Origin of the sequence: Kitasatospora sp. MBT63 (assembly GCF_000710465.2) — a bacterium.
Lineage (GTDB): Bacteria > Actinomycetota > Actinomycetes > Streptomycetales > Streptomycetaceae > Kitasatospora.
In genome coordinates, this window is the sequence record NZ_JAIZ01000760.1 from 4,024 (window position 1) to 16,303 (window position 12,280).

Genomic DNA, 12,280 nt, shown 5'->3' on the forward strand with positions numbered 1-12,280 from the left:
GGCGGGGCGCTCGGGCGCGGCCGCCGGGGCCGGGGTGGAGGCGGACTTCACCACCGGCTCGCGGACGATCGCCGGCGGCTGGCCGCCGTCGAAGCCGGCCGCGATCACGGTGACCCGGACCTCGTCCCCGAGCGCGTCGTCGATGACCGCACCGAAGATGATGTTCGCCTCGGGGTGGGCCGCCTCGCTGACCAGCTGGGCCGCCTCGTTGATCTCGAACAGGCCGAGGTCGGAACCGCCCGAGATGGAGAGCAGGACGCCGCGGGCGCCGTCGATGGACGCCTCCAGCAGCGGCGAGGAGATCGCCATCACGGCGGCCGCCTTGGCGCGGTCCTCGCCGCGGGCCGAGCCGATGCCCATCAGCGCGGAGCCGGCGTCGGACATCACGGACTTGACGTCGGCGAAGTCCAGGTTGATCAGACCCGGGGTGGTGATCAGGTCGGTGATGCCCTGGACACCGGAGAGCAGCACCTGGTCGGCCGAGCGGAACGCGTCCAGCACGCTGACCTGGCGGTCCGAGATGGACAGCAGCCGGTCGTTGGGGATCACGATCAGGGTGTCGACCTGCTCGCGCAGCGAGGCGATGCCGTCCTCGGCCTGGTTGGCCCGGCGGCGGCCCTCGAAGGTGAAGGGGCGGGTGACCACACCGATGGTCAGCGCGCCGAGCGAGCGGGCGATGTTGGCGACGACGGGCGCGCCGCCGGTGCCGGTGCCGCCGCCCTCGCCGGCGGTGACGAAGACCATGTCGGCCCCCTTGAGGACCTCCTCGATCTCCTCGCGGTGGTCCTCGGCGGCCTTGCGGCCGACATCGGGGTTGGCGCCGGCGCCGAGGCCCCGGGTGAGTTCACGGCCCACATCGAGTTTCACGTCGGCGTCACTCATGAGGAGGGCCTGCGCATCGGTGTTGATCGCGATGAACTCGACGCCCTTGAGCCCGACCTCGATCATCCGGTTGATGGCGTTGACACCACCGCCGCCGATTCCGACGACCTTGATGACTGCGAGGTAGTTCTGGGGTGCTGCCACGTCGAAGGCCTCTCGCCTCGAATTTCCGGGTCGGCTCCCTGTGTTGGTGAAGGCCGACGGATGTCGATGGGTGGGGAGCGCGCTTTCGAACGGATTGTCCGAAATGCCGACCACCGACCCGAACCCTGAACTTGAGGTTTAGGGTTACCGCTGCGCCTGTGTCACATCACTGTCTGACACAGCCTGGTGAAACAGGACAGTAGGTTGCGGGACGGCACGTGTTCAACGAACACGCCGAGCTTCCCTTTTTTCTTTTGAGCCTATGTGATCATCGACCCCTCGGCGAAACCGGGGTGACCACCAAGAGTCGGACCGGGGTCCCGACCCCGTCAATACCGCCCTCAGGCACAGAACTTACCGGATCATCCCGACACAGCCGGTGCGTCCGGCGCACTCACGTCATAATTCGACGCCTTCCGGCCGAGCAGCGCGGTCAGCACCACGGCCTTGCGCGCGGTCCGCTCCGGACTGCCCCAACGCACCGTCACCCCGTCGCGCAGCTGGAGCCGGATGTCGTCCCAGGAGTGCACCTGGACCGCGCCGGCCCGCTTGGCGACCTCCGCCGGCAGGCCCGCGGCCACCGTGACGGCGGCCCGCACCAGGGCCGGCCGGTCGATCACGCCCAGCGCCTCGTTCGCCTGCGCACTGAGCTGGAGCTCCACCACCGGTACGCCGTCCGGGGGTTGCGGTTCGTCGGCGAACTCCTTGCCGCCCGCGTCCACCTGCAGGTACGTCCCCCGGTCGGTGTGGACCGCGGCCACCGGCCGCCGTTCGGTCACCTTCACCCGGAGGGTGTGCGGCCAGCCGCGCCACACCTCGACGCCGGCCACCCTGGGCACCGCGGCGACCCGCTTCTCCACCGCGGCCAGGTCCACCCGGGCCAGCGGCCGGCCGTCCTGCACCCCGGCCGCCCGGCGCACCTCGTCCTCGCTCAGGTGCCCGCTCTGCAGGCCCTGGACGGCGACCTCGCGCACGTCCAGGGCCGAGGAGAGGAACACCAGCCAGCCGAGCGTGCCGGCCACCAGGGCGGCCAGCACGCACAGCACCACGACGCCCCGCCGGGAGAGCCGGATCCGGGGAGCGTGCTCCTCGGCGTCCTCCTCGTCCCGCGGCGAGCCGTCGAGGACCGGCGCGTCAGCCACGTCGGCGGCCGCCCCGGGCGGCATCGATCGCCTCGTAGACCATGCCGACCAGCAGCTCGTCGGCGTCCCGGCGGCCGAACTCGGCGGCCGCCCGGCTCATGTCCCAGAGCTTGCGCGGGTCGGTGAGCACCGGCAGGACGTTCTGCAGCACCCAGTCCGCGGTCAGCTCGGCGTCGTCGACCAGCAGGCCGCCGCCAGCCTTGACCATCGGCTGGGCGTTCAGCCGCTGCTCGCCGTTGCCGATCGGCAGCGGGACGAAGGCGGCCGGCAGGCCGACGGCGGCCAGCTCGGCGACGGTCATCGCGCCGGCCCGGCACAGCATCAGGTCGGCGGCGGCGTAGGCGAGGTCCATCCGGTCCACGTACGGCACGGCCCGGTACGGCGGCATCCCGGGGATGTCGTCGATCTGCGGCAGCTCGTTCTTCGGGCCGACCGCGTGCAGGATCTGCACCCCGTACTGCTGGAGCCGGGGGGCGATGGCCTGGATGGTCTCGTTCAGCCGGCGGGCGCCCTGGGAGCCGCCGGAGACCAGCAGGGTGGGCAGCCGCTGGTCGAGCCCGAAGTAGTGCCGGGCCTCCGGGCGGACCGCGTTGCGGTCCAGGGTGGCGATGGTGCGGCGCAGCGGGATGCCGATGTACCGGGAGTCGCGCAGCTTGGAGTCGGGCGTGGAGACGGCGACGAAGTCGCTGTACCGGGCGCCGATCTTGTTGGCCAGGCCGGGGCGGGCGTTGGCCTCGTGCACCACGATGGGCACCCCGGCGCGCTTGGCGGCCAGGTAGGCCGGCATCGCGACGTAGCCGCCGAAGCCGACCACGGCGTCCGCCTTGACCCGCTCGATGATCTCCTGGGCGGCCCGGACGGTGCCGCGCAGCCGGCCCGGGACGGTGATCAGCTCGGGGGTGGGCTTGCGGGGCAGCGGGACGGCCGGGATCAGCTCCAGGCTGTAGCCCCGCTCGGGGACCAGTCTGGTCTCCAGGCCGCGCTCGGTGCCGAGCGCGGTGATCCCGATCGACGGGTCGTGCCTGCGGAGGGCGTCCGCGAGGGCCATGGCCGGCTCGATGTGGCCGGCGGTTCCGCCGCCGGCGAGTACGACATGCACCGAAATTCACCGCTCCCTGCGCGGCGGCCGGGTGGCCTTGCGCGCTGTGGTCCGTCGTCGTGGCAGCACCCGGGCCAGGACGGGCCTGAGCCGGGAGTTCGAGCTCCGGGCGGCCATGGCCGCCTTCGCCCCCGGGGAGCTGCGCGCGAAGCAGAGCAGCACGCCGATGGCGCACATGGCCGACAGCATGGCGGAGCCGCCGTACGAGAACAGCGGGAGCGGGACGCCCGCGATGGGCAGGAGTCCCAGTGCGGAGCCCAGGTTGACCACGGCCTGCGCCATGATCCACGTGGTGGCCGCTCCCGCGGCGTAGCGGACGAACGGGTCCTTGGTGCCGAGAGCCACACGGATACCCGCATACCCTAGTGCCGCGAAGAGGCCGAGTACCGACAGCGTCCCCACCAGGCCGAGTTCCTCGCCGGTCGCGGCGAAGATGAAGTCGGTGTGGGCCTCCGGCAGCTGGCCCCATTTCTCCACGCCGGCGCCGAGTCCGGAGCCGAACGGGCCGCCCGCGGCGAAGGCGTACAGGCCGTGCAGGGCCTGGAAGCAGTTGAGGTTCGGGTCCGGTTTGGTGACGCCGACACAGCCGAGCCGGTCGAGCCGGTGCGGCACGGTGATGATCAGTGCGGTGCAGGCGACCACCGCGATGCCGAGGGTCGCGGCGAACAGCCGCATCGGGGCGCCGACCATCCACAGCAGGCCGAACAGCATCCCGATCAGGACCATGGTGGTGCCCATGTCGCCACCGACCATGATCAGCAGCATCAGCAGCACGGTGCCCGGCACCAGCGGGACCAGCAGGTGCTTCCACTGGTCGAGCATGTGGGTCTTCTGCTTGCGGGCCAGCAGGTCGCCGCCCCACAGGACCAGGGCGAGTTTGGCGAACTCCGAGGGCTGGATCTGGAAGAAGCCCAGGCTGATCCAGTTCCGGTTGCCGTTGACCTGGGTGCCGATGCCGGGCACCGCGACCAGCACCAGGCCCGCCAGCACCCCGAACAGCACCGGGTAGGCCAGTGCCCGCAGGCCCTTGACCGGGGCCCGGGCCAGCAGCACCGCGATGGCGGCGCCGAGCAGCAGGGCGACCAGCTGCTTGCGGAAGAAGAAGGTCATCGGCAGGTGGTTCTCGGTGACCACGTTCTGCGACGCGGAGAAGACCATCACCAGGCCGAGCACGACCAGCAGCAGGGTGGAGCCCAGGATCAGGTAGTACGGCGTCAGGGGCCGGTCCAGGGCGTAGCGGAAGCCGGCCCGGAAGGCCCGGGCGCGGGCGATCGGCCCGGCCGACTTGAAGGTGGTGGTGGTCGCCGAGATCAGTCTGAGCGGTGAGGACCGCTCGGGTGGGGCTGTGGTGCCCGCCTTGCCGTCGCCCGCCACGTCTCCCCGCCCTCGCCTCGTCCGCCGCCCGCCCCCGTCGGCCGCGGGCGGCCGGCCCGCCCGTGGGCCGGCCGGTCCGCCCGTGCGCGCCGCTACTTCTCCAGCTCCCGTACGGCGGCGGCGAACTGGTCGCCGCGCTGCCCGTAGTCGGTGAACATGTCCATCGACGCGCAGGCCGGGGCCAGCAGGACGGTGTCACCGGGCTGGGCGAGGCCGGCGGCCACCCGGACCACCTCGGCCATCGCCTCGGCGCCAGTCTGGCCCGCGGCGGCCTCGAACACCGGCACATCCGGGGCGTGTCGCGTCAGCGCCTCGCGGATCAGCGCGCGGTCCTGGCCGATCAGCACCACGGCCCGCAGCCGGTCCGCCGCGCCGAGCACCAGCTCGTCGAAGGTGGCGCCCTTGGCCAGTCCGCCGGCGATCCACACCACCGGCCGGTAGGCGGCCAGCGAGGCGGCGGCGGCGTGGGTGTTGGTGGCCTTGGAGTCGTCGATCCAGGTCACCCGGTCGACCACGGCGACCTCGGCGATCCGGTGGGCGTCCGGCCGGAAGGCGCGCAGGCCCTCGCGGACCGCCTTGGCGTCGACGCCGTAGGCGCGGGCCAGCGCGGCCGCGGCCAGCGCGTTGGCGATGTTGTGCGGGGCAGGCGGGTTGACGTCCTCGACGGCGCCGATCTCGGCGGCGTTCTTCTGCCGGTCGGGGACGAAGGCCCGGTCGACCAGCAGGCCGTCGACCACGCCGAACTGGGAGAGGCCGGGGGCGCCGAGGCCGAAGCCGATCGCCCGGCAGCCCTCCTCGACGTCCGCGCCGCGGACCAGTTCCTCGGTGACCGGGTCGGCCAGGTTGTACACGCAGGCGACCTGGTTGCCCTCGTAGATCCGGCCCTTGTCGGCGGCGTACGCCTCCATCGAGCCGTGCCAGTCGAGGTGGTCGGGGGCGAGGTTGAGTACGGCCGCCGAGTGCGGGCGCAGGCTGGGCGCCCAGTGCAGCTGGTAGCTGGAGAGCTCGACCGCGAGGACCTCGTACGGCTCCTCGGCGAGCACCGCGTCCAGCACCGAGACGCCGACGTTGCCGACGGCGGCGGTGCGCTTGCCGGCCGCGCGCAGGATCGAGGCGAGCATCCGGACGGTGGTGGTCTTGCCGTTGGTGCCGGTGATGGCCAGCCAGGGGGCCGGCTCGCCGGTGGCCGGCAGCGGGCGGCGCAGCCGCCAGGCCAGCTCGACGTCGCCCCAGACCGGGACCTCGGCCAGCGCGGCCTCGGTGAACAGCGGGCTGCTCGGCGGCCAGCCGGGCGAGGTGACGACCAGCCGGGTGCCCTCGGGCAGGGTCTCGCCGTCGCCGAGGCGGACGGTGATGCCCTCGGCCGCCAGGTCGGCGGCCTTGGCCTGCTGGGCGGGGCCCTCGCTGCCGTCCACCACGGTGACGAGCGCGCCGAGGCCGTGCAGGACCCTGGCGGCGCTGATCCCGGAGAGGCCGAGGCCGGCCACCACGACCGGCAGGCCCGGCCACTCGGGGTTCGGGGTCATCCGGCTACCCATCCTGCGTAGAAGAGTCCGAGGCCGACCGCGACGCACAGGCCCTGGATGATCCAGAACCGGACCACGATCAGCACCTCGCTCCAGCCCTTGAGTTCGAAGTGGTGCTGGAGCGGGGCCATCTTGAAGACGCGCTTGCCGGTCATCCGGAACGAGCCGACCTGGATGATCACCGACAGGGTGATCACCACGAACAGGCCGCCCAGCAGGGCGAGCAGCAGCTCGGTGCGGGAGCAGATGGCGAGGCCCGCGAGGGCGCCGCCGAGGGCGAGCGAGCCGGTGTCACCCATGAAGATCTTGGCGGGCGAGGTGTTCCACCACAGGAAGCCGAAGCAGGAGCCCATCAGCGCGGCGGCGACGATGGCGAGGTCCAGCGGGTCGCGGACGTCGTAGCAGTTGGCGGTGGCGGTGATCGCGTAGGCGCAGCTCTGGCTGTACTGCCAGACGCCGATGAAGGTGTAGGCGCCGAAGACCATCACGGAGGCGCCGGTGGCCAGGCCGTCCAGACCGTCCGTCAGGTTCACGCCGTTCGACATCGCGGCGATCATGAAGTACGCGAAGATCACGAACAGCACCGGGCCGACCGACCAGCCGAAGTCGCGCACGAACGAGAGGTGCTGCGAGGCCGGGGCGAGCCCGCGGTCGTCCTTGAACTGCAGTGCCAGGATGGCGAAGGCGAGACCCACCAGGGACTGGCCGGCCAGCTTCGCCTTGGCCCGCAGGCCGAGCGAGCGGCGCTTGACCACCTTGATGTAGTCGTCCAGGAAGCCGACCAGGCCCAGACCCGCCGTCAGGAACAGCACCAGCAGGCCGGAGGCGGTGGGCGACTCGCCCGTTATCGCCTTGGTCGCACCGTAGGCGATCAGTGTCGCCAGGATGAAGGCGATGCCGCCCATCGTGGGGGTGCCGCGCTTGCTGTGGTGGGCCTTGGGGCCGTCGTCGCGGATGTACTGGCCGTAGCCGTGCTTGGCCAGCAGCTTGATCAGGGCCGGTGTGCCGAGCAGCGACAGCACCAGGCCGATCATGCCTGAGAAGAGGATCTGCTTCACCGGGCGGCTCCGTCCGAAAGCAGAGCCTCGGCCACCTTCTCCAGACCCACCGAGCGGGAGGCCTTCACCAGCACCACGTCCCCCGGCTGAAGCTGACTGCGCAGCAGCTCGACCGCCGCGTCCGCGTCGGACACCAGCACCGACTCCTCACCCCACGAACCTTCGTTCCTCGCGCCCAGTTCCATACAGGCCGCCTCGCGTCCGCCGACCGCCACCAGCTTGGTGACGTCGAGCCGGACCGCGAGCCGCCCGATGGCGTCGTGCTCGTCGAGGCTCTCCTCGCCGAGCTCCCGCATCTCTCCGAGCACCGCCCAGGTACGGCGGCGCCCCGGGCCGCGGCCCGCCATCGTCGCGAGGGCCCGCAGCGCGGCCCGCATCGAGTCGGGGTTCGCGTTGTAGGCGTCGTTGACGACGGTGACACCATCGGCCCGGTCGACGACCTCCATGCGCCAGCGGGACAGCGCGCCCGCCTCGCTGAGGGCTTCGGCGGCGTCGTCGACGGACATCCCGAGCTCCACCGCCACCGCAGCGGCGGCGAGGGCGTTCGAGATGTGGTGCTCACCGTACAGGCGCAGCTTCACGGGTGCGGAACCGGCCGGGGTGACAAGCGTGAACGATGGCCGTCCGGTGTCGTCCAGGCGAACGTCCTGGGCCCTGACCTCGGCCTCGCGGCTCTCGCCGAACAGCACCACCCGGGCCTTGGTCCGCTCGGACATCGCCCGCACCAGCGGGTCGTCGGCGTTCAGGATCGCCACCCCGTCGCCGGTCAGCGCCTCCACCAGCTCGCCCTTGGCCTCGGCGATGGCCTGCTTGGAGCCGAACTCGCCGACGTGCGCGGTGCCGACGTTGAGCACCACCCCGATGGTGGGCGGCACGATGCCGGTCAGGTAGTCGATGTGGCCCTTGCCGCGGGCTCCCATCTCCAGCACCAGGTGCTTGGTGGAGCCGGTGATCCGAAGGGCCGTCAGCGGCATACCGATCTCGTTGTTGAACGAGCCGGGCGGGAAGACCGTCTCGCCGCGGCGCTGCAGCAGCTGGCCGATCATGTCCTTGGTGGAGGTCTTCCCGGCCGAGCCGGTCAGCGCCACGAAGGCGGTGCCGTGGGCCCGTTCGACCACGGCGCGGGCGAGCCGGCCGAGCGCGGTCACCACGTCGTCCACCAGGATCGCGGGCACCCCGACCGGGCGGGAGGCCAGCACGGCGACCGCACCGGAGGCCGTCGCGCGCGCGGCGTAGTCATGGCCGTCGACGCGCTCGCCGAGCACCGCGGCGAACAGCCCGCCGGGCTCGACCAGCCGGGAGTCGACCACCACCGCCGCGGTGATCGCGGCCGCCGGGTCGGCGCCGTCCAGGGTGCCGCCCACCGCCGCGGCGGCCTCCGCCAGAGTCAGTGCGATCACTTGGCCACCACTCCTTCGTTCACTCCCGACCCGGCGGCGCTCTCCGGCTCGGGTCGGTTCGTCCGCACGATCGCCTCGCGCAGCACCTCGCGGTCGTCGAACGGCCGCACCTCGCCCCGGACGTACTGCCCCAGCTCGTGGCCCTTGCCGGCCACCAGGACGGCGTCACCGGCGTGCGCGCGGGCCACCGCCAGTGCGATGGCCTCGGCCCGGTCCGGTGCCACCAGCACCTCGCCGCGCTCCGCCTCGGGCACGTCCGCGGCGCCGCCCAGCATCGCGACCAGGATCGCCAGCGCGTCCTCGGAGCGCGGGTTGTCGCTGGTCAGGACGGCGGTGTCGGCGAGCCGGGCGGCGATGGCGCCCATCGGGCCGCGCTTGTAGGGGTCGCGGTCGCCGCCGCACCCCACCACCACGTGCAGCCGCCCCTTGGTGACCTCGCGCAGCGACTCCAGGACCGCCTTGAGGGCGTCCGGCTTGTGCGCGTAGTCGACCACGGCGACGTACGGCTGGCCCGCGTCCACCCGCTCCAGGCGGCCGGGGACACCGGGGACGGCGGCCACCCCGGCGACCGCGTCGGCCAGCGGAATGCCGGCGGTGACCAGCGCGGTGATCGCGCCGAGCGCGTTCGCCACGTTGAACGGGCCGGGCAGCGGCACCGAGGCGTCGGCCTCGGCGCCGTCGGGGCCGGCCACCTTGAAGGTGGAGCCGGCCGGGCCGAGCTGGACGTCTTCGGCCCGCCAGTCGGCGTCCGGGTCGCCCTGCGCGGAGAAGGTGGTCATCGGGACCGGTGCCTCGGCGGCCAGCCGGCGCCCGTACGCGTCGTCCAGGTTGGCCACGCCGCGGCGGGCCTTGTCCGGCTGGAAGAGCCGGGCCTTGGCCCGGTAGTAGTCCTCCATGTCGGGGTGGAAGTCCAGGTGCTCCGGCGTGAGGTTGTTGAACAGCGCCACGTCGTAGACCACGCCGTCGACCCGGCCGAAGACCAGGGCGTGGCTGGAGACCTCCATCACCACCGCCTCGGCGCCGCGCTCGCGCATCACCGCGAGGACGCCGTGCAGGTCGGTGGATTCCGGGGTGGTTCGCTCGCTCTTGATCCGCTCGTCGCCGACCCGCATCTCGACGGTGCCGATCACCCCGGGCAGCCGGCCGGCGCCGCGCAGCCCGCCCTCCACCAGGTACGAGGTGGTGGTCTTGCCGTTGGTGCCGGTCAGTCCGATCATCAGCAGCCGCTCGCTGGGACGGCCGTAGACCGCCGCCGCCAGCTCGCCCATGGCCGCCCGGGGGCTCTCCACGACCAGCAGCGGTGCCCCGCAGTCCGCGGCCAGCTCGGCCCCGGCGGCGTCGGTCAGCACCGCGGCGGCGCCGGCCGCGACCGCGGCGGCGGCGAAGGCGGCGCCGTGGTGGTTGGCACCGGGGAAGGCCACGTACACGTCGCCGGGCCGCACCGCCCGGGAGTCGTGGGTGATGCCGGTGACCTGCGGCCCGTCGGCGGGCTCCAGGCCCAGCAGTCGGGCGACCTCGGCGAACGGCATCGCCGCCTCCTCGGTGGGACGGGGCGGACTCGCGGAGATTTGATCGGGTTTCGGCACGGCGGGCAGGCTATCGCCTTTTTCGGCGGCTCTGCTCCCCCGCGGGCGCTGCGGCCGGGCGCCGGGCGCCGAGGGCTGCTGGGCGGGCGTGCCGTGGCCGGGTTCCGGGGTGTGGGGCATCAGGGTTTCCAGTCGACGGGCAGGTTGGGTGCTTCGCTGCCGCTCGGCGGTACCTGCAGGGACTTGAGGGTGAACTCCATCACCTGCTTGAACACCGGGCCGCAGAGCTGGCCGCCGAAGTGGCCGTTGACCGGGTTCTGGATCACGCAGGAGACGGTCACCCGGGGCTGGTCGGCCGGCGCGAAGCCGATGAAGGAGGCGGTGTACCCGGAGTACTTGCCGGTCTTCGGGTCCACCCGGTTGGCGGTGCCGGTCTTGCCGGCCACCCGGTAGCCCGGGATGGCCGCCTTGGTGCCGGTGCCCTGCTCGTCGGTGACCACCGACTCCAGCATCTCGGTGAGGGTCCTGGCGGTCTGCTCGCCGACCACCCGGGAGCCCGCCGGGGCCGGGGCCGCGGTGTAGCGGCCGTCCGGCCCGGTGGTGCCCGCCAGCAGGCTGGGCGGCACCCGGACCCCGCCGTTGGCGATGGTGGAGAAGACCGAGGTGGCCTGCAGGGCGTTGACCGACAGGCCCTGGCCGAACGGGATGGTGAACTGCTGCGAGCCCTTCCAGTCCTCCGGCTTGGCCAGGATGCCCCGGGTCTCGCCGGGGAAGCCGAGCCCGGTGGGCCTGCCGATGCCGAACCTGTCCAGGTACCCGGCCAGCACCTTGTTGGACTCCGCCTGGTCGGCGCCGAGCGTCTCGGCGGCCTCGATGGTGCCGATGTTGGAGGACTTGGCGAGCACCCCGGCCAGCGTCAGGTACCAGGTCTCGTGGTCGACGTCGTCGTGGAAGACCTGGTCGGAGCGTTGCAGGGTGTTGGGCACGGTGACGTGGGTGTCCCAGGTGGCCTTGCCGGTGTCCAGCACCGCCGCCATGGTCATCAGCTTGGCCGTGGAGCCGGGCTCGTACGCGTCCTGGAGGGCCGCGTTGCCGAGCTGCTCGGACCTGGCGGTGGACAGGTCGTTGGGGTTGAACCCGGGCGAGGTCGCCATCGCCAGGATCTGGCCGCTCTTCACGTCCTGGACGACCACGTAGCCCTTCTCCGCCCCGGCGTTGGCCACCTGGTCGGTGATCGCCCGCTGGGCCGCCCACTGGATGTCCGGGTGCAGGGTGAGCCGCAGGTCGGAGCCGGGGACCGGCTCCTGCCGGCTGCCGCCGGCGGTGGCCACCATCCGCCCGCCGGCCGAGGCGTAGGTGCTGCGGCCGCTCTGCCCGGCCAGCTCCTTCTGGTACTGCAGCTCCAGCCCGCCGGTGCCGACGCCCTCCGAGTTGACGAAGCCCACCAGGTTGGCGGCCAGCCCGTCGGCCGGGTAGACCCGGCGGGTCGACTCGGTGGAGGCGAGGGCGGCCAGCGGATTGGTGCAGCCGGCGTCCAGGTACTGACGTCCGCCCTGCTCGGCCGGCTTGCCGAGCAGCTGGCGCTGGCCGCGGCAGGCGGCGGTGTCGGCCTGCTTGGCCAGCGAGGTGCGCAGCTCGTTGATCCTGTTCTTGACCTCCGGGGTCTGCCGGTAGGCGAGCGGCGCGTACTGGCTCTTCGGGTTCTTCGGGTTGAGGTGCAGCGCGGTGGCGAGCTTCTCCTTGGGCTGGCCGAGGATCGGTGCGAGCAGCGCGGCGGCCTGCTCGGGCCCGTCGGCCAGGTGCAGCGCGGCCGGGGTGAGCAGGGTCGGGTCGCCGACGATGTCGTAGGCGTCCACCGTGGTCGCCAGCACCGTGCCGTCCGCGGCCGTTATCGAGCCGCGCTCGGCGGGCAGTTCCATCCGGACGTACTTGTTGGCGCCCGCGGCGGCGGCCAGCGCGTCCGAGTCGAGCAGCTGCAGCTGCACCAGCCGGCCGGCGAAGACCGTGAACACCAGCGCCAGCGCGACCGTCACCAGGCGCAGCCGGCGGCGCGGGTCGGCCAGCCTGATCGGGCGCGGCTGCGGACGGGCCGCGGGACGCCGGGCCGGCGGGCGGCGGGCGGCGGGACG

The 12,280-nt window shown here is 72.8% G+C and carries 9 protein-coding genes; all 9 read right to left on the reverse strand.

All coding sequences use genetic code 11. The features are described from left to right. Nucleotides 1-1,026 (reverse strand): cell division protein FtsZ (gene ftsZ, locus AA75_RS39650; RefSeq protein ID WP_033825328.1); only part of this gene is annotated, 1,026 nt, incomplete at its 3' end. A 362-nt stretch (nt 1,027-1,388) separates the two neighbouring features. Continuing rightward, nucleotides 1,389-2,168 (reverse strand): cell division protein FtsQ/DivIB, encoded by a 780-nt coding sequence (locus AA75_RS39655; protein ID WP_158515653.1) that lies wholly within the window; start codon nt 2,166-2,168, stop codon nt 1,389-1,391. Next, entirely contained in the window at nt 2,161-3,267 is a 1,107-nt protein-coding gene (gene murG, locus AA75_RS39660; protein WP_033825329.1) for an undecaprenyldiphospho-muramoylpentapeptide beta-N-acetylglucosaminyltransferase, read from the reverse strand. Before murG ends, AA75_RS39655 begins: the two co-directional genes overlap by 8 nt. Nucleotides 3,268-3,273: 6 nt before the next feature. After that, entirely contained in the window at nt 3,274-4,539 is a 1,266-nt protein-coding gene (ftsW, locus tag AA75_RS39665) for a putative lipid II flippase FtsW (RefSeq protein ID WP_233289402.1), read from the reverse strand. A 194-nt stretch (nt 4,540-4,733) separates the two neighbouring features. Continuing rightward, nucleotides 4,734-6,167 (reverse strand): UDP-N-acetylmuramoyl-L-alanine--D-glutamate ligase, encoded by a 1,434-nt coding sequence (gene murD / locus AA75_RS39670; RefSeq protein ID WP_033825330.1) that lies wholly within the window; start codon nt 6,165-6,167, stop codon nt 4,734-4,736. Further along, nucleotides 6,164-7,225 carry a phospho-N-acetylmuramoyl-pentapeptide-transferase gene (mraY, locus tag AA75_RS39675; RefSeq protein WP_033825331.1) on the reverse strand — a complete coding sequence of 354 codons (1,062 nt, stop codon included), beginning with the start codon at nt 7,223-7,225 and terminating at the stop codon, nt 6,164-6,166. Before mraY ends, murD begins: the two co-directional genes overlap by 4 nt. After that, the gene (gene murF, locus AA75_RS39680; protein ID WP_033825332.1) at nt 7,222-8,625 is read right to left on the reverse strand and encodes a UDP-N-acetylmuramoyl-tripeptide--D-alanyl-D-alanine ligase; all 1,404 of its coding nucleotides are present in this window, start codon (nt 8,623-8,625) and stop codon (nt 7,222-7,224) included. Before murF ends, mraY begins: the two co-directional genes overlap by 4 nt. Beyond that, nucleotides 8,622-10,154 carry a UDP-N-acetylmuramoyl-L-alanyl-D-glutamate--2,6-diaminopimelate ligase gene (locus AA75_RS39685; RefSeq protein ID WP_233289401.1) on the reverse strand — a complete coding sequence of 511 codons (1,533 nt, stop codon included), beginning with the start codon at nt 10,152-10,154 and terminating at the stop codon, nt 8,622-8,624. Before AA75_RS39685 ends, murF begins: the two co-directional genes overlap by 4 nt. A 176-nt stretch (nt 10,155-10,330) precedes the next feature. Beyond that, nucleotides 10,331-12,280 (reverse strand): penicillin-binding protein 2 (locus AA75_RS39690; RefSeq protein ID WP_033825333.1); only part of this gene is annotated, 1,950 nt, incomplete at its 5' end.